Origin of the sequence: Microbacterium dauci (genome assembly GCF_030065535.1) — a bacterium.
GTDB classification, from domain to species: domain Bacteria; phylum Actinomycetota; class Actinomycetes; order Actinomycetales; family Microbacteriaceae; genus Microbacterium; species Microbacterium dauci.
The window spans coordinates 122,397-139,725 of record NZ_JASJND010000001.1 but is presented as its reverse complement, the minus strand read 5'-3'; the positions used below and the strand labels follow the sequence as shown (position 1 = coordinate 139,725).

The 17,329-nt window shown below is 67.9% G+C and carries 14 protein-coding genes; 6 read left to right on the top strand and 8 right to left on the bottom strand.

The genetic code is table 11. The features are described 5' to 3' along the window. The first annotated feature begins 19 nt into the window (after positions 1-19). Entirely contained in the window at positions 20-1,930 is a 1,911-nt protein-coding gene (locus tag QNI14_RS00610) for a glycosyltransferase (RefSeq protein ID WP_283714251.1), read from the top strand. Next, positions 1,927-2,901 (top strand): glycosyltransferase, encoded by a 975-nt coding sequence (locus tag QNI14_RS00605; protein WP_283714250.1) that lies wholly within the window; start codon positions 1,927-1,929, stop codon positions 2,899-2,901. The genes QNI14_RS00610 and QNI14_RS00605 overlap by 4 nt, the downstream gene beginning before the upstream one ends. A 43-nt stretch (positions 2,902-2,944) precedes the next feature. Here the strand turns inward: QNI14_RS00605 and QNI14_RS00600 are convergent, their stop codons facing one another. The 3 genes from QNI14_RS00600 to glf all read right to left on the bottom strand — a co-directional run bounded on the left by QNI14_RS00600 (position 2,945) and on the right by glf (position 5,671). Continuing rightward, complete coding sequence (locus QNI14_RS00600; protein WP_283714249.1) at positions 2,945-3,676, bottom strand: ABC transporter ATP-binding protein; 732 nt, start codon at positions 3,674-3,676, stop codon at positions 2,945-2,947. After that, positions 3,676-4,467 carry an ABC transporter permease gene (locus tag QNI14_RS00595; RefSeq protein WP_283714248.1) on the bottom strand — a complete coding sequence of 264 codons (792 nt, stop codon included), beginning with the start codon at positions 4,465-4,467 and terminating at the stop codon, positions 3,676-3,678. Before QNI14_RS00595 ends, QNI14_RS00600 begins: the two co-directional genes overlap by 1 nt. A 67-nt stretch (positions 4,468-4,534) precedes the next feature. Next, entirely contained in the window at positions 4,535-5,671 is a 1,137-nt protein-coding gene (gene glf / locus QNI14_RS00590) for a UDP-galactopyranose mutase (RefSeq protein ID WP_283714247.1), read from the bottom strand. 275 nt (positions 5,672-5,946) lie between these two features. Here glf and QNI14_RS00585 point away from each other — a divergent pair, with 275 nt between their 5' ends. Then, positions 5,947-7,434, top strand: a complete 1,488-nt coding sequence (locus QNI14_RS00585; protein ID WP_283714246.1) for a lipopolysaccharide biosynthesis protein — start codon at positions 5,947-5,949, stop codon at positions 7,432-7,434. A gap of 3 nt (positions 7,435-7,437) precedes the next feature. On the opposite strand, the gene QNI14_RS00580 is transcribed toward QNI14_RS00585, so the two are convergent. Genes QNI14_RS00580 through QNI14_RS00570 form a run of 3 tightly spaced genes read right to left on the bottom strand, consistent with a single transcriptional unit; the run spans position 7,438 to position 10,186 of the window. Beyond that, on the bottom strand, positions 7,438-7,947 hold the full coding sequence (locus QNI14_RS00580; RefSeq protein WP_283714245.1) for a serine O-acetyltransferase: 510 nt from the start codon (positions 7,945-7,947) through the stop codon (positions 7,438-7,440). Continuing rightward, complete coding sequence (locus tag QNI14_RS00575) at positions 7,944-8,954, bottom strand: NAD-dependent epimerase/dehydratase family protein (protein ID WP_283714244.1); 1,011 nt, start codon at positions 8,952-8,954, stop codon at positions 7,944-7,946. The genes QNI14_RS00580 and QNI14_RS00575 overlap by 4 nt, the downstream gene beginning before the upstream one ends. Continuing rightward, complete coding sequence (locus QNI14_RS00570) at positions 8,951-10,186, bottom strand: UDP-N-acetylglucosamine 1-carboxyvinyltransferase (protein WP_283714243.1); 1,236 nt, start codon at positions 10,184-10,186, stop codon at positions 8,951-8,953. Before QNI14_RS00570 ends, QNI14_RS00575 begins: the two co-directional genes overlap by 4 nt. A gap of 145 nt (positions 10,187-10,331) precedes the next feature. Here QNI14_RS00570 and murB point away from each other — a divergent pair, with 145 nt between their 5' ends. Genes murB through QNI14_RS00555 form a run of 3 tightly spaced genes read left to right on the top strand, consistent with a single transcriptional unit; the run spans position 10,332 to position 14,259 of the window. Next, positions 10,332-11,330 (top strand): UDP-N-acetylmuramate dehydrogenase, encoded by a 999-nt coding sequence (murB, locus tag QNI14_RS00565; protein ID WP_283714242.1) that lies wholly within the window; start codon positions 10,332-10,334, stop codon positions 11,328-11,330. Continuing rightward, positions 11,327-12,334 carry a glycosyltransferase family 2 protein gene (locus QNI14_RS00560; protein ID WP_283714241.1) on the top strand — a complete coding sequence of 336 codons (1,008 nt, stop codon included), beginning with the start codon at positions 11,327-11,329 and terminating at the stop codon, positions 12,332-12,334. Before murB ends, QNI14_RS00560 begins: the two co-directional genes overlap by 4 nt. Beyond that, positions 12,331-14,259, top strand: coding sequence for an acyltransferase family protein (locus tag QNI14_RS00555; RefSeq protein ID WP_283714240.1), 1,929 nt, complete (start codon positions 12,331-12,333; stop codon positions 14,257-14,259). The genes QNI14_RS00560 and QNI14_RS00555 overlap by 4 nt, the downstream gene beginning before the upstream one ends. Positions 14,260-14,356: 97 nt before the next feature. Here QNI14_RS00555 and QNI14_RS00550 read toward each other — a convergent pair whose 3' ends face one another. Together QNI14_RS00550 and QNI14_RS00545 are read right to left on the bottom strand one after the other, a co-directional pair. Beyond that, complete coding sequence (locus tag QNI14_RS00550; RefSeq protein WP_283714239.1) at positions 14,357-16,171, bottom strand: glycosyltransferase family protein; 1,815 nt, start codon at positions 16,169-16,171, stop codon at positions 14,357-14,359. A 47-nt stretch (positions 16,172-16,218) separates the two neighbouring features. Continuing rightward, on the bottom strand, positions 16,219-17,289 hold the full coding sequence (locus tag QNI14_RS00545) for a glycosyltransferase family 2 protein (RefSeq protein WP_283714238.1): 1,071 nt from the start codon (positions 17,287-17,289) through the stop codon (positions 16,219-16,221). Positions 17,290-17,329 lie beyond the last annotated feature (40 nt).

The window sequence follows — 17,329 nt, the reverse complement described above, 5'->3', positions numbered from 1 at the left end:
CCGATCACGGAGAGACCCCTTGACCCACGTCCTCGCGAACGTCGTTTTCCCCCTCGACCGCGACCCCGACATCCTCCCCCTGTACGCCGACCCCGAGACGTGGTCGACGATCGAGGGTGAAGGTGTGCGGGTCAGCAGTCGCGCACACCTCGGCAACATCCTGGGCCGCAACAGCTCCCGCATTCCGGCCGGCCGCCGCGTCTCGTTCGGCAGCTACTTCAACGCCTTCCCCGCCTCGTACTGGCAGCACTGGACCTCGGTCCGCGACGTTCGCCTGACGATCGAGATGCAGGGCAAGGCGACGATCCTCGTCTACCGCTCGAACGGCGCCGGCGTCCACCAGCGCATCGTCACCCACGAGGTCTCAGGTACCTCGACCACCGACATCGACCTCGAGCTCACGCAGTACACAGACGGCGGGTGGATCTGGTTCGACATCGTCGCCGACGCAGCGGACGCCGTTTTCCAGGGTGGGCGATGGACGACCGAGCAGGCGCCGGTCCGAGCCGGCAAGGCCTCCATCGGTATCACGACCTACAACAAGCCCGACTACTGCGTCACGACGCTGCAGAGCCTGCTCGACGCATCCGACGTCCTCGAGTACATCGACCGGATCTTCGTCGTCGACCAGGGCACCGAGCGCGTGGCCGACCGCGAGGAGTACCCCGCGATCTCCGAGCAGCTCGGCGAGACGCTGCAGGTCATCACGCAGCCGAACCTCGGCGGATCGGGCGGCTTCGCCCGCGCCATGCTCGAGACCCTCGAGCGACCGGACAGCGACTTCGTCCAGCTGCTCGACGACGACGTGCGCATCGATCCCGAGGCGCTGCGTCGCTCGATCGTGTTCGGACGGTACACCACCGTGCCGACCCTCGTCGGCGGGCACATGTTCGACCTGCTCGACCGCCCGAAGCTGCACGCCTGGGCCGAAGTCATCGACGAGCACCCGTTCATGTGGCGGAACCTCTTCCAGGAGAAGATGCCGCACGACTTCGGCACCCAGAACCTGCGGCAGAACCCCATGCTGCACCTGCGCATGGACGCCGATTACAACGGCTGGTGGATGTGCCTCATCCCCACCGAGACCATCCGGCAGGTCGGGCTCTCCCTCCCCGCGTTCATCAAGTGGGACGACGCCGAATACTGCCTGCGCGCCGGCAAGGCGGGCTTCCCGACCGTCTCGCTCCCCGGCGTCGCCCTCTGGCACGTGTCGTGGATCGGCAAGGACGACGCGATCGACTGGCAGGCGTACTTCCACGCCCGGAACCGGATCGTCGCCGGCCTCCTCCACTCCCGCGCACCCCTCGGCGGCACGCTGCTGCGCCACAGTCGCCGCGTCGACATCAAGCACCTGATGATGATGCAGTACTACCCGACCGAGCTCCGCGCCCGGGCCCTGAAGGACGTCCTCTCGGGCCCCGCGCACATGGCCGGCAACATCGCGACCGCGATGCCGGCTGCCCGCGCCGTGGCATCCGAGTTCGCCGAAACGGTCGTCCATAAGGACGCCAGCCGGGTGCTCCGCTCGCGCGGCGGTCGTCAGGTGTACAGCCAGGTGAAGTGGCGCGAGTTCGACAGCCCGACCGGGCTCCGCCTCCGGTGGTTCACCGCCGTCTCGCTCATTTCGCACTGGCTGCACCAGCCGCACCAGGACAACGTCACAACCCCCGAAGTCGAGTTCGGCAAGGGGGATGCCAACTGGTGGCGCATTCCGCGGTTCGACAGCGTGCTCGTCAGCTCCGCGGACGGCAGCGGCAAGCAGGTCTACACCCGTGATCGCGCCCGTTTCCGCAGCCAGCTCGTCGGCACGTTCCTCCTCCACGGCAAGCTCCGTCGCCGCTGGAACGCGCTGGCCGCCGAATACCGCGCCGCCCTCCCCGAGCTTGTCTCGGTCGAGTCGTGGCGTCGGATCTTCGACGAGTCGAAGTGACCGAGGTGTCCGCAGCCGGTGCGTTCGATCCGGCATCCGCCACGATCGCCGTCGTGACGTACAACCGGTCGCACCTGCTCCTCCGACTGCTCGAGAGCATCACGCGGATGGACCCGAAGCCCGGGCGCGTCGTGATCGTCGACAACGCGTCGACCGACGACACCGCCACCGTCGTGGAGTCCTACCGCGACCGCCTGGGTGCCGAGCTGATCTATCAGCGCCTCGACACCAACACGGGCGGCTCGGGCGGGTTCAGCGAGGGCATGCGCCTGGCATACGAGGCCGGTTCCACCTGGATGTGGCTCATGGACGACGACGTCGAGGTGCTGCCCGACGGCCTCGCGAAGATGGGGACGTGGAGCTCGCGGTTCAAGAGCATCCAGGGACGCCGGTTCGACTTCGACGGCAGCGAGTTCTACTGGCAGTACCGCTTGTCGATCCCGCTCGGCATCCCGATCCCGTTCGCGCCCGCCGGGTTCGACGCCTCCGGCTACCGCGAGATGAACAGCGGCTGCTTCGAGGGCATGTTCATCCACCGCGACGTCGTCGGTGAGATCGGTCTGCCGGACCCGCGGTTCTTCATCTACTGGGACGACTCGATCTACGGCTGGCTCGCTTCGCGGAAGACCACGTCGGTCATCGTCGACGAGTTCGTCCTGCGCCGCACCCGCGAGATCGCGCAGTGGGACATGGGCGTGCGGCACCTCAATGCGTCCAGCAACATGTACCGGTACTACATCATGCGAAACCGCGGATACATGAAGCACTACTTCCGCACCCACGGCGCGTACCGCCCGGTCCGGTTCGCGGTGGGGACGATGTTGACGTTCGCGAAGGAGCTCATCAGGCTCGCGTTCGTCGAACGCACCTTCCGGGGCACGAGCCACCTCCTGCGAGGGACGCGTGATGCGCGCACGCTCGCCCGCGACACGTCGTGGCGCCCCATGCCCCCGCTCGATCAGGTGGCGTGATCCCTACCGGGCGCTCGGTGCGGCGAACGGTCACCGTCCTCGATCAGCGGAGTTCCGCGTTGTAGCGGTCGAGCACGTCCGCGATCGGCCCGTCCATCACGAGACGCCCGCCCTCGAGGTACAACCCCCTCGTGCAGAACCGCCGCAGGTCGCGCTCGTTGTGGCTCACGAAGAAGAGCGTGCGCCCTTCCTCGAGCAGCTCGTCGATGCGCCGGTAGCACTTCTCCCGGAACGCCTTGTCGCCGACGGCGAGGACCTCGTCCACGAGGAGCGTCGGCTCCTCCAGCTGCGAGACCACGGCGAACGCCAGCCGCACCTTCATGCCGCTGGAGAGGTGCTTGTACGGGGTGTCGACGAAGCTCTGCAGCTCGGCGAAGTCGATGATGTCGTCGAATCGACGAACGATCTCGGCGCCCGGCATCCCGTGGAGGCCAGCGGCCAATCGGACGTTCTCCCGCACCGTGAGGTCGCCGACGAACCCGCCGGTGATCTCGATCAGCGGGGCGACCCCGCCGTGGACGCGGACGGACCCCTCGTCGGGGATCAGGACACCGGCGACGAGTTTGAGGAGCGTGCTCTTGCCCTGGCCGTTCCGCCCGACGACGCCGATCGCCTCACCCGGGCGGACCATGAACTCCACGTGCCGCAGCGGCCAGAACTCGTTCGTCCGCACGCGGCGGGCGGCCGGCGCGAACAGGTCCTTGAACGTGCGTCGGCCGCGGCGGTTCTTCCGGAACCGGATGCCGAGACCGGTGACCTCGATTGCGGTCTCCATCACAACTCCTTCAGCATCGGGCGCTCGAGCGAGCGGAACGTGATGATGCCGACGACGAGGAAGCCGACGCTCATGACCGCTCCGATCACGATGGAGGGGGTGTGCCACTGGTCGGGGAAGAATCCGACCCGGTAGAGCGAGAAGATACCGGCAAGCGGGTTGAAGGCCGCGAGTTGCGAGAACACGCCGGGCAGATCGCGGACCCCGTAGATGACGGGCGATGCGTAGAAGAGCGCGCGGAGGATGAGCGTCGTGGTCCGCTCGAGATCGGTGTAGAGGACGCACAGGGGCGCGATGAGGAGACCGATCCCGACCAGCAACACGGCCTGCAGCAGCACGGCGAGCGGGAAGAACAGGAGGTTCCACCCCACGGTGGCGCCGCCGAAGACGGCGAAGGCGACGAGGACCGGCAGCGAGAAGACGAACTCGATGCCCTTGCTCAGCACGATCCGGTTGACCCAGATCGACCGCGGGATCGCCGTCGAGCGCACCAGTCGCGCGTCGCGGTTGAACGCACGGGTGAAGTCCGAGACCGACGAGTTGAACCACACCCACGGCAGGAGGGCCGCGATGAGGAACACGATGTACGGCTGCTCCCCCACCGACCGCGAGAAGACCTGCGTGAAGACGAACCAGTAGATCGCGCTCATCACGAGCGGATCGAGGACCGACCACAGGTATCCGAGGGCGCTCGTCGAGTACCGCACCTTGAGGTCACGGCCCGACAGCAACCACAGCGAGTGCAGGTAGCGCTTCGCCGATCCCGGCGCGCCCACAGTGGCGGTGGTCACGGAGCGAGTCTAGGCGTGAACGAGCGCCGCGCCCCGCACGTGGCGCGTCCTCGGCGTGCGCGGCGCATCACGCGAGCTGATTGCTCCACATCGACAGCGCCGACCCGATCGCCATGTGCATGTCGAGGTACTGGTAGGTGCCGAGCCGACCGCCGAAGTGGACGCCGTCCTCGCCCTTGGCGAGCTCGCGGTACGCCAGAAGGCCGGTGCGGTCCTGCGGGGTGTTGACCGGGTAGTAGGGCTCGTCCTCGCGCGTCGCGAAGCGCGAGAACTCGCGCATGATGACGGTCTTGTCGGTTGGGTACCGATCCGCGCGCTCCGGGTGGAAGTGGCGGAACTCGTGCACGCGGGTATACGGCACGTCGGCATCCGCGTAGTTCATGACACTCGTGCCCTGGTAGTCACCCACCGGGACGACCTCTTCTTCGAAGTCGAGCGTGCGCCAGCTGAGTTCACCCTCGACGTAGTCGAAGTAGCGGTCGACGGGACCGGTGTAGACGATGGGCAGTTGGCCCACCGTCGCCTGCTTGTTGAACGGCTGCGACTCGTCGAAGAAGTCGGTGGACAGTCGGACGTCGATGTTCGGGTGGTCGGCCATCCGCTCGAGCCACGCGGTGTACCCGTCGACGGGGAGCCCTTCCCAGGTGTCGTTGAAGTACCGGTTGTCGTAGTTGTAACGGACGGGAAGGCGGCTGATCACCTCGGCCGGAAGGTCCTTCGGGTCGGTCTGCCACTGCTTGGCCGTGTAGTCGCGGATGAACGCCTCGTAGAGGGGGCGGCCGATGAGGGCGATGCCCTTCTCCTCGAGGTTCGCCGCGGTCTTCACGTCGAACTCGCCCGCGAGCTCCTGGACGAGCGCCATCGCCTCGGCCGGCGAGTGCGCCGCCTGGAAGAACTGGTTGATGGTGCCGAGGTTGATCGGCAGCGGGAACACGACGCCCTTGTGGTTCGTGTAGACGCGGTGCACGTAGTCGGTGAACGCGGTGAAGCGGTTCACGTACTCCCACACCGTCGCGTTGGAGGTGTGGAACAGGTGCGCGCCATACCGGTGCACCTCGATGCCGGTCTCGGGCTCGTCTTCGCTGTAGGCGTTCCCACCGATGTGGTGTCGGCGATCGATGACGGTGACCTTGCGTCCGGCGGCAGCGGCACGTTCGGCGATCGTGAGGCCGAAGAAGCCGGAGCCGACGATGAGGAGATCCATGCGTTTCGTGCTTTCGTGAGAACGGATGCCGCAGACACGGCGACGCGGCGGGAGGTGCACCGCCGCGGCGCACCGATCCTACCCGACGAGGTTCCACGGGCCCTGAGCGTGGACGCGCGTCACGCCACGTCGCGACCGGCAGCGGCTCGCGGCACCCTCCCCGGTCCCGGGGCTCCCAGTCGTCACGGCGTAGAGTCGTGTGCGGTCGCCGACGCGCATCGTTCCCGTGGGATGCGCGAGCGCCGACCTGAGCGCGACAGAAGGCAGAGCAACTCGTGACAGACGGCGAACCTCCCGTAGCTCCTGAGGGCCCGTCGCTGCGTGCGCGCGCCGCGCGGGGCAGTGCGGTCACCCTGGTGACACAACTGAGTCGATCCCTCGTGCTGCTGGGCGGGACGATCATCCTGGCCCGGATGGTCGCGCCCTCCGACTTCGGGCTCGTCGCGATGGTGGTCGCGGTGAGCGGTATCGCGGAGATCCTCCGCGACTCCGGGCTCTCGTGGGCGGCGCTTCGTCGAACCGACCTCACGCAGCAGCAGCGTTCCAATCTGTTCTGGATCAACGCGGGGATCGGCCTTGCGCTGGGAGCGATCATCTTCGGGCTCTCGTGGCCACTGGCCGCGTTCTACGGCATCGAGGAGTTGGTGCCGGTCGTGCAGTGGATCGCCCCGATCTACTTCTTCAACGGGCTCGCCACCCAGTTCCGGGTCGCCATCAACCTCGACCTCCGCTTCGCACGGCTCGCGATCATCGACATCGCCGCACCGGTCGTCGCCCTGGCGCTGGCGATCTGGCTCGCGATCGGCGGCCAAGGGCTGGCCGCGCTCGTCGTCCAGCAGCTCGCGACAGCCGTCGTCGCGCTCCTGCTCACGGTGCCGTTGGCCAGGTGGTGGCCGAGCGTGCCGCGGCGCGCCCCCGGCATGAGAGCACTCATCGGCTTCGGCGCCCGGTTCGCGGGCGTCCAGTTGTTGTCCTACGGGACGCGCAACGTGGACAGCATCGCGATCGGCCGGGCGTACGGCCCCCGTGACGTCGGCCTGTACGACCAGGCGTACCAGCTGGCCGTCGCACCGCTCGTGCTGCTCAATTCGCCGATGAGCCGCGTGGCCGTGCCCGTGCTCGCCCGCGTCCAGGACGATCGGGACCGCTACATGGCGGGCCTGCGCGACGCGCAACTCATCGCCTGCTACGTCACGTCGACGGTCCTGCTGGTCGCGGCCGGGGTGGGAACCCCGCTGATCACAATGCTCCTCGGCGAGAACTGGGCCGCAGCGGGACCGATCTTCTCCGTCCTGGCGATCGGCTCGGTCTTCCGTTCGATCCAGCAGGTGGCCAACTGGATCTTCGTCGTCGAGGACCGCACCAAGTCGATGCTGCGACTCAGCCTCGTGGGTCAGCCGATCATCGTCGCGCTCATCCTCCTGGGACTCATCTGGGGGCCCGTCGGGGTGGCCGCCGGCGGTGCGCTGGGCTGGTGCATCTTCTGGCTGCTGTCGCTCGCGTGGGTGCGGAGGGCCACCGGACTCGCGGTCCGCCCGCTCCTGGTCGACGCGATCCGCATCATCGTGCTGGTCGGCCTGCCCGCCGGCGCCGCAGCGCTCCTGGTCGCGCTCTTCGTCCCGCTCGCTCCCGTGTGGGTCGTCGTGCTGGGTGTGCTCGCGGCAGGCGCCTGGTGCGGCGTCATCACCCTCGTCTCGTCACGGGTGCGTGCGGACGTCCGCACCCTGACGCGATTCGTCCGCCTCGCCGTCAAGGGGAAGTGACGTCTACGCGGATGCCGCGGTGTCGCCGGGTTCCGCGATGCGGACGACCCGCGCCGGGACACCCGCGACGGTCGCATGGTCGGGCACATCCTTCGTCACGACCGCGTTCGCCGCGACCACCGCGTGACGCCCGATCTTCACCGCACCCACGATGACGGCGCCGGCGAAGATGGTCGCGTCGTCGCCCACCTCCGGGTAGTTCCCCGCCTGCCAGTCACCGACCCTCGCACCGCCGAGCGTGACGTTCTGGTAGATGCTGACCCGCTCCCCGATGCGGACGCCCTCGCCGATGACGATGCCCACCGGGTGCGGCATCCGCACCGTCGGCGCCAGGATCGCCTTCGGATTGATGTACACGCCGAAACGCCGCGCCATGCGCTCTGAGACGAGCCTCGCGACCAGCGGGCTGCGGCCCTGAAGCTTCGCCATCCGGCGCAGACGCCGGCGAACGCTCGGGCCAGGCGCGCCGATGAGCACGCCCACGAACTCCTGGAGTCCACGTTTCATCGTCATCGTGTGCGACGGTACTCCGCGTACCAATCGACGAACGCCTGGACACCGGTCGCGATCGGCGTCTCGGGGACGGCGCCGACGAGCTCCCGGAGCAGCGTGGGATCTGCCATCGTCGCGGCGACGTCACCGGGTTGCATCGGCATGAGGTTCTTGCGCGCCACTTTGCCGGTGACCTGTTCGACCGCGTCGATGAAGTCCATGAGGCCGATCGGGCTCCCGCCGGCGATGTTCACGACCCGCCACGGCGCCACGGGCGACAGCGAGTCCACACCCTCGGGGCCGACGGGCTTGCCCTGCTCGGGTGGACGGGACGCGAGCGCGACGATGCCCTCGATGAGGTCGTCGACGTAGGTGAAGTCGCGCGACATGCGCCCCTCGCCGTAGACGTCGATGGGCTCATCGCGCTCGATGCGCTCGACGAACTTGTAGAGCGCCATGTCGGGGCGCCCCCACGGCCCGTACACGGTGAAGAACCGGAAGCAGGTCGTCGGGACGTCGAACAGGTGCGCGTAGGAGTGGCTCAGCGCCTCACCCGCCTTCTTCGTGGCCGCGTAGAGCGAGACCGGGAAGTGCGACGGGTCGTTCTCGTTGAAAGGCACCTTCGTGTTGCCGCCGTAGACCGACGAGGTCGAGGCGATCATGAGGTGCTTCGGCGCACGGTTCCGCGCTGCTTCGAGGATCGCCTGCGTTCCGACGAGGTTCGCGCTGATGTAGCTCTCGGGGTTTTCCAGGCTGTACCGCACGCCCGCCTGTGCCGCGAGATGAACCCAGATCTCCGACTCATGCCCGTTGAGCGCCGCAGCCATCGCATCCGGATCCTCGATCCGGCCGCGCACCCAGCTGAAGTTCGGGTGCTGCTCGAGGACATCGAGCCGCGCCTGCTTGAGCTGGGGGTCGTAGTAGGCGGTGACCGCGTCCAGGCCGCGCACGGTGTGCCCCTCAGCGAGGAGTCGCTGTGCGAGGTGGAAGCCGATGAACCCGGCGACGCCGGTGACGAAGTACTTCACGACCACTCCGCATCTGCACCGAGCGAGCGGAGCTTCTCGGCGAAGTCCACGTAGCCGCGCGAGATCTGCCACGCATCCGTGACGGTCGTCTCACCGTCAGCCATCAGTCCGCAGATCGCCAGCGCCGCGCCCGCGCGCAGGTCGAGCGCGCGCACGGAGGCACCGGTCAGCTTGCCGTCGGCGCCCTCGATGCGGAGCCAATCGCCGTCGACCCGCGATGAGAGGCCCATCTTCGCCATCTCGTCCGCGTATCCGTAACGACCAGGGAAGCGCAGATCGATGATCTTCGACTCGCCGCGCGCTCGCGCCGCCCATGCGCCCATGATCGGCTGGACGTCGGAATTGATGCCCGGGTGCGGTCCGGTGCTGATCTCGAACGGGTAGCAGTGCTCGCCCCGGACGAAGAGCGATCCGTCGCGCTGCTCGTACGTCGCGCCGGCAGACCGGAGGTGGGCCAGGATCACCTCGAGGTCGTGCACGGGGAAGCCCGCGATCTCGACCTCTCCGCCCGTGGCGCCGGTCGCGACCAGCCAGGTCAGCGCTTCCATGTTGTCGGGCATGACCGAGTAGTCCGCCGCGCCGAGCGCTTCGACGCCCTCGATCTCGATGCGTTCCTGTCCGTGGACCGTGATCTTCGCGCCCATCGAGTTCAGCATCGCGACCAGGTCGAGGACCTCGGGTCGGATGTGCGGGTTCCGCACCTGCGTCGTTCCCTTGGCCAATGTCGCCGCGAGCACCGCGTTCTCGGTCGCGCCGGTCGAGCGCAGACGCAGGTGCACATCGGTGCCCACGAGGCCGTTCGGTGCCTCTGCGTAGAGGTACGCCTCATCGTCCCAGACTCGCGCCCCGAGCTGTTCGAGCAGGCTCACGTGGATGTCGTACTGACGTTCGCCGAGCCGGCACCCACCGGGCAGCGGCACGGCGGCCCGGCCGTAGCGCGCGGTCAGGGCGCCGAGGATGAGCAGGGTGTTGCGGATCGAGCGGCCGGGCCAATTCAGCTGCGTCGCGAGCGGGGCCGCCTGCGTGATGCGGATCTCGTCGGTGCCCACGGTCGTCGCAGACTTGCCGAGGGCCTCGAGCATGCCCACGTGGATCTGGGCGTCGAGGAGACCCGCGGGGTAGTTGGTGAGTCGCACGGGCTCGTCCGTGAGGATTGACGCGGCGAGCAACCGCAGGGCCGAATTCTTCGCGCCGGCGACCGCCACGCGGCCCTCCAGCCTCGATTTCGACACATGCAAACTCTGGTAATCTGGCATGTCTTCCAGCTTATCGGCCCAATCACTCACCCCTGACCGATGCGCCATCGCTTGCGCTCCTTCGGATGACGAGGACGGTCCGGATGTCGCCCGGCAGGGTGTCGCATACGACGGAGCAGTAGTGCCACTGACCACCCCTGACCTCGTCGCCGCGCTCGAGGAACTCGCGCCCGGCGGCGTGCGGACCGGCGTCGACATGGCGACCGTCTCGGCGTGGCGCATCGGAGGGCCGGCGGATGTCTTCGTCGAGCCGGACACCGCCGAACAGGTCGCCGACGTGCTCCGGCTCATGTCTCAGCGCCCGGAGCCGCTCCTCGTGATCGGTGAGACCACCAACCTCTTCTTCGATTCGCGGGGATTCCACGGCGTGCTGCTGCGGATCGGCTCGAAGCTGTCCGAGGTGCGCATCGAGGGGAGCCGCGTCTACGCACAGGCCGGCGCCAGGGTGCCTGAGCTCGTCCGGAGCCTCGCCGATGCAGGACTCGGTGGCATCGCCCACGCAGGCGGCGTGCCCGGGACGATCGGTGGCCTCGTCCTCATGAACGGCGGCAGCCAGCGCAAGGGCATCGGCACCCACGTCCGCAGCGTGCTCGTCGCCGACGCCGACGGCGGGCTGCAGCGCCTCGGTGCGCAGGAACTCGGGTTCTCGTACCGGCACTCCCGACTGCAGGGCACCGACGTCGTGATCCTCGACGCCGAATTGGAACTGGAACCGGGCGATCCCGAGAGCCTCATCGCAGAGATCGACGAGATCATCGCGTCCCGTGCCGCGAAGTTCCCGCTCGACCTGCCCAACGGCGGATCCGTCTTCTTGTCCGACCCCGCCATGTACGAGATCGTCGGTCCTCCCGGGCACGCGATCGAGTCCGTCGGGCTCAAAGGCCTCGCAGAGGGCGGCGCCCAGATCTCGCCCAAGCACGCGAACTTCATCGTCAACAACGGCGGAGCGACCGATGACGACGTCCTCCGGTTGGTGGCGACGGCACGCAACAAGGTGCTCGCAGCGACCGGTTTCACGATGGACTGCGAAGTGCGGCATGTGGGCACCGACGGCGTGCTGCGCCCCGCCCACGTCGTCGCCGACGAGCGGTGGCCGTCGCTCGATCTCACGAAGGGATGACCATGCCGAAGGTCTCGGTGATCACCGCCTTCTACAATCGCGCGCCGGTGCTCCGCCGCACGATCGAGTCGATCCTCCAGCAGGGGTACGCCGACCTCGAGTTGCTCGTCGTCGACGACTGCTCGAGCGACGACACCAGCGAGCGCCTTGCCGAGCTCGCCGCCGAGTGGCAGGACCCTCGCCTGCGCATCATCCGCAACGAGCCGAACAAGGGGTTCGTCCGCACTATGCGCGATGCGATCGAGGCCAGCACCGGGGAATACATCGCCGTCCAGGGCTCCGGTGACGCATCGCTGCCCGACCGCATCGCGCGGCAGGCCGCCCTGCTCGACGCGCAGCGCGATGTCGTCGCCGTCGGATGCTGGTACCGGAACATCGACGATGAGAGCGGCGCCGTCGAGACGGTCCGCCCCGATGCCGCGGCCGCGAAGGGCGGAGTCACGACGTTCTCGCACGGTGAGATGATGATGCGCCGATCCGCGTACGACGCGGCCGGCGGGTACCGCACCGAGTTCAAGGTGGCCCAGCTCACCGACCTCGGCTTCCGCCTTCACCGGCTCGGCGGCTTCGCGACGGTGCCGGAGGTCCTCTACGACCGCCACGTGCAGAGCGACGGCGTGACGTACAACGCGAACAAGGTCCTCGAGCAGGCGCAGTTCCTGCGCCTGGCACGCCACCTGCAGAAGCTGCCGAACGAAGACGCCGTCCAGGCCGCGCTCGCCAGCGTGCGCGAAGGCGGTGTCAGCGCCGTCATCCCGGTGGCAGATGGCGGCGTGCAGCTGATCCTGGCGGAACGCTGCATCCGGCTGTGCGCCTACGATCGTGGAACGGATGCCGCGACCATCACCTCCCACGTGACCAGCCCAGTCCGGCGCCGAATCCTTCGAGCGCTCGCGCGCGTTTCCCGGTCGCGGCTCTCGGCTCCCGTGCGGTGGGCACTGCGTCTCGCACTGAAGACCACACCCGCCATGCGCGCCCTGTGGATGCGGCGAACGGGTTCATGAGCGCCGGGACGAAGTACCTCCCCCACGTCGACGGCCTGCGGGCGTTCGCCGTCCTCCCGGTCGTCCTGTTCCACCTCGGGGCGCAGTGGATCCCCGGCGGCTTCGTCGGTGTCGACACGTTCTTCGTGATCAGCGGCTACTTGATCACGGGGATCCTGTGGCGCGAGATGGACACCGAACCGGGCGATCCGCGTCGATTCTCGATCTGGGTGTTCTACCAGCGCCGGGCGTTGCGCATCCTGCCTGCGCTGGTCGTGGTCTTCGCTGCCGTCGTCGTCATGTCAGCCTTCGTGCAATCGCCGGCGGCGCAGGCAGCACTCGGTTCGCAGGTCCTCGCGGCGACGCTCTTCGTCTCCAATTTCTACTTCTGGCAGAACGAGGACTACTTCGCGGCCGACCCCAGCAGCCAACCACTCCTCCACACCTGGTCGCTCGCTGTCGAAGAGCAGTTCTACCTGCTCTTCCCGTTGCTGCTCTTCCTCGTCGCGCGATGGATGCGGCGGCACGTGCTCGCAGTGCTCGCCGCGATCATCGCGCTGTCGCTCGCCGCGAGCATCGTGGTCACGGCGCACGAGCCCGGCACCGCGTTCTACCTCCTCCCCACCCGGGCATGGGAACTCGGCGCCGGCGCGCTCCTCGCCGTGTGGCAATTGCGGCGAGGACGAACATCGTCCAGCCCGTGGATCGCAGCGGTCGGCCTCGTCCTCGTGGTCGGTTCGGTCTTTCTGATCGACAAGTCCATGCCGTTCCCCGGCGCCGTCGCGATCGCGCCGGTGCTCGGCGCCGTGCTGCTCATCGGCTGGGCGCGCGGGACGTGGGTCGGGCGCGTCCTGGAGTTCAGACCGTTCATCTACATCGGCACGATCAGCTACAGCCTCTACCTGTGGCACTGGCCGGTCATCGTGTTCTGGCGGACGATGACGGGCAACGCGATCGACCCGCTCGAGATGGTCGGTCTCTTCGCGGCATCCTTCCTCCTCGCAGCCGCCTCGACTGCGTGGATCGAACGCCCCTTCCGCACCAGGCGCATCCGGGACCTGTCGGCGCGCCGCGTGCTGATCCCGGCCACCGCGGTCATCGTGGTGTGCGCGACTGTGGGCGGGCTGTGGACGCGCTACCACTTCAGCCCGATCCCCGTGCCGGCCGCCGTCCAGGAGATCGCCGAGACCGCGGAATACGCCGACACCGCCGACTACCGTGAGCAGTTCCGTCGCGGAACGTGCTTCTTCAGCGGCAAGGAGACCGGCGCCTTCGACACCTACGACAAAGACGTGTGCGCGACGCCGGACCCGGATGCCGAGAACGTGCTCGTCATCGGCGACTCCCACGGTGCGATGTGGTGGCGTGGGCTCGATCTCGCCTACCCCGACGCCCACGTGATGCAGGCCACTGCGTCCGGCTGCTTCGGTCTGCAGACCGGCGGCGGCGAGGACGAGTGTCTCGAATTGCGGGATTGGGTGTGGGACGAGCTCCTGCCGGGCGGCGGTATCGATGTCGTCGTCCTCGCCGGTCGCTGGAATCCCGACACGCTCCCCGCCGTCGAACGCTCGATCGAGACATTGACCGCACAGGGCATTCGCACGATCGTGATGGGCCCCACCGTCGAATACGACGGTGATCTTCCCCTCCTCCTCGCCCGCAGCGTCCAGTTCGACTCGAGCTTCGACTTCGAGACCCTCCGCGTGCACCAACGCGACGAGGTCAACGCGCAGGCACGCACCATCGCCGAGTCTGCGGGCGCGGAGACGTATATCGACGTGATCGACCTCCTGTGCGGCGATGACGTCGAGTGTGTGCTCCGCGCGCCCGACGGAACACCGATGCAGTTCGACTACGGGCATCTGACGCTCACGGCGACCGAATGGGTCATCGCCGAGGTGCAGGACCAGCTGGACGCCGCCCTCGGCGCCGCTGGCAGGTCCTGACGCGCGACGGAGCACCCGCGTTCGCGGAGGTGCCGCCGATCCGGCGGCCCGACGCTCGGGTGTCGTCACGGCCGGATGCCGCTCACGCGGCATCCGCTCAGTTCGGGGCCGACTCCGTCAGGACGCCACGCTCGAGCAGGTCGTCCTGCAGCTCACCAGGGAGGACCCAGATGCGGAAGCTGCCGTAGTCCGTCGGTCCCTCGACCGCGAGTGCACCGGGAGCGGCATCCGTCCCGAAGTCTCCGCACGCCACCACGACGTCCGCATCGAACTCCGCGGGGTCGGAGACGACCGTGACCTCTCGCGGCGCGAACCAGTAGCCCACCCAGTTCCGCGCCTGATGGATGCCGACCGAGCGGTCACAGCGCGACTGGTAGAAGTCGACGGCCTGCTGCTCGCCACCTTCTTCGACGGTCTCCAGCGCGGCGGTGAGGCCGTCCGGGTAGTCGCGGGTCTGGCTGGGGTTGGCGGCGAGGGCGATCACGATCGAGATCCCCAACGCCACGATCGTGAAGAGCCGCGGGCGTCGACGCAGGAGTGCCATGATGACGAACATCGCGATGAGGTAGATCGATGCGATCAACCAGAACTGGTTCTCGTTCGTGAGGGACGGCACCATCGGCCGCGCGAAGGGCTCGTCCGGCCAGAATTGCTCCCACTGCAAGACAGCCGCTGCGTTCGCCGGCCCGTCGGTGGTTCCCCACGTGGGAACCCACGGCGCCACCCAGAACAGCACGGGGAGGATGACCGCGACGCTCGCGCCGGCGGCGGTGGCGATGACGGGCAGACTGACACCGCGCACGATCGCGACGAGTGCCAACAGCACGACGACGACCACGAAGGGGTCGATGTACCGGCTGTACACCCAGACGTCGAATCGGTGGTCCTCGGCAAGCATCTTGGACCCGCCCCACGCGACCATCGACACGGCGACGGCCGCGAAGGCGACGGCGGCGACGAAGCCGGCGGGACCGACCTGCCATGAGCGCAGGTCGCGGAGCACCCACACGATCACCACGACGGCACCGATGGCGATGAGTCCCGACGTGCCGACGAGCTGCACCCAGGTCTGGTTGAAGAGGATGCGGAGGAGGTCACCGGGAGGGGCGGAGGTGAGCTTGCCGAGGAAGCCCGTGTCCTGGCGGAAGCCCCACGGGATGAGTTGCGAGTTGATCGCCGACGCCACCGTTCGGACGCCGATCGCGCCGAGGACGATCAGCGGCAGAGCGACGACCGACACCTGCCACCGACGACGGACGAACAGGAGCATCCAGACGCCGGCCACGACGAGGAACGGCAGCGCCCGGGCGTGCGAGAGGTAGGCGCCGACCGCGAAGACCGAGAAGAGCACGCCGTTCAGGATCGTCGGGCGCTGCCAGACGGCGAACGCCGCGTAGGCCGCCCACACCACGAATGCGGAGAGCAACTGCTCCGAGAGGACGTAGTCGGCGAGCACGACCCGGCTCGGCAGCATCATCGTGATCGCGGCGACGGTGACCGCCTTCGCTGTGGTCAGCCCGACCTTCTTGGCGATGAGTGCGAGCGGGATGATCGTGGTGATCGCCACGATGTTGACGAGGATGTTCGCCAGCCGGTACACGAGCTCCGGATCGTGGGTCAGGGCCCAGATCGGCGCAACGAGGAACGAGGTGCCCGGGTAGTACCCGCTCAACGACATCGTCGCCACCTGCTCGCCCAGGATGATGCGGCCCATCTGGAGGATGCCGTTCTCGTCCCACGGCGTGCGCGGAGCGATCGCCGTGATCGAGACGATCGCGTGCAGCGCGATGCAGATGATGACGGTGATCCACGCGGCCCAGCGCCACCAGCGCTCGGGCCCGGCGTCGTTGAGCAGGTTCTCGGCGCGACGGCGCAGGCTTTGCGGCATCTCAAGGAGGGCGATCGTGGACACGGAGAATGGTCCCTTTCGATGGGTGAGGCGAGCGGATGCCGGGCGGGTCAGGCCCGAGCCGTCACCTGGTCCGCGTCCGCGGTCGGGTGATGCGCGATGACGGCGTCGACGCTCACGGGAAGCGACGGGTGCCGTGCCGCGTCAGCGAGCACCGGCGCGTTCGGGTCGAACACCCGCTCGGGCGCGTACTGCATCAGCTTGATCCGCTCGAGCGAGTCCTCGAGCAGGGTCCGGTTCGTGCGCAGCATGTCCGAGATCACGGTGAGGGCGACGCTCAGGAGTGCGCCGACGAGCATCGCGCTGCCGAAGATGAGTGACTGGATGTGATCACCGGCGACACCCATCCAGGTCAGGATGAGGAACCGTCCGAACGGGATGGCCGCACCGATGAAGAAGAGGAGCGCGAGCGTGAGGAACACGACGTGCGGCTTGAACATGATGTAGCTGCGCATGATGGCCTGCCCGGACCGACCCATGTGCTGGAAGATGTTCTTGAACAGGCGCGACTCGCGCGTCTTCGGGTTGGTGCTGATCTGCACGCTCTCGATGCGCAGCCGCTTGTTGCCCGCCTGGATGATCGTCTCCATGCAGTAGCTGAACTGCGTGACCACGTTGAGTCGGATGAGCGACTCGCGGGAGTACGCGCGGAACCCGCTGGCTGCGTCGGGGAGGTTCGTCTCGGCCGCGAAGTTGACGACCGAGCTCCCGAACCCCTGCATGACCTTCTTGAACGGCGAGAAGTGCTCGATCGTCTTGGTCTGACGATCACCGATGACGATGTCGGCCTCGCCTCGGAGGATCGGTTGCACGAGATCGGCGATGCGCTCCTGCGGGTACTGGTTGTCTCCGTCGGTGTTCACGACGATGTCGGCCCCGTGCTGCATCGCGTAGTCCACGCCGTCACGGAACGAACGCGCGAGCCCCATGTTGCGCGTGTGGAACACGAAGTGCTCGACGCCCAGCTCGCGGGCGACCTCCACCGTGCGGTCGCTCGATCCGTCGTCCACCACGAGGATGTGGATCTCATCGACGCCCGGGATCTCCTTCGGAATCGTGGCGAGCACGAGAGGGAGAGTCTGCTCCTCGTTGAGGCACGGAATCTGCACGAACAGGCGCATGGATGGGGATCCTTCACTTCGTCTGGGGCGGGCCGACTGG

What these genes read in the sequence shown, in the direction of transcription:
- QNI14_RS00600 (WP_283714249.1), bottom strand. Translation starts at nt 3,676, where the DNA reads ATGGAGACCGCAATCGAGGTCACCGGTCTCGGCATCCGGTTCCGGAAG.
- QNI14_RS00555 (WP_283714240.1), top strand. Translation starts at nt 12,331, where the DNA reads ATGAGCGCCGGGACGAAGTACCTCCCCCACGTCGACGGCCTGCGGGCG.
- glf (WP_283714247.1), bottom strand. Translation starts at nt 5,671, where the DNA reads ATGGATCTCCTCATCGTCGGCTCCGGCTTCTTCGGCCTCACGATCGCC.
- QNI14_RS00545 (WP_283714238.1), bottom strand. Translation starts at nt 17,289, where the DNA reads ATGCGCCTGTTCGTGCAGATTCCGTGCCTCAACGAGGAGCAGACTCTC.
- QNI14_RS00580 (WP_283714245.1), bottom strand. Translation starts at nt 7,947, where the DNA reads ATGACGATGAAACGTGGACTCCAGGAGTTCGTGGGCGTGCTCATCGGC.
- QNI14_RS00560 (WP_283714241.1), top strand. Translation starts at nt 11,327, where the DNA reads ATGACCATGCCGAAGGTCTCGGTGATCACCGCCTTCTACAATCGCGCG.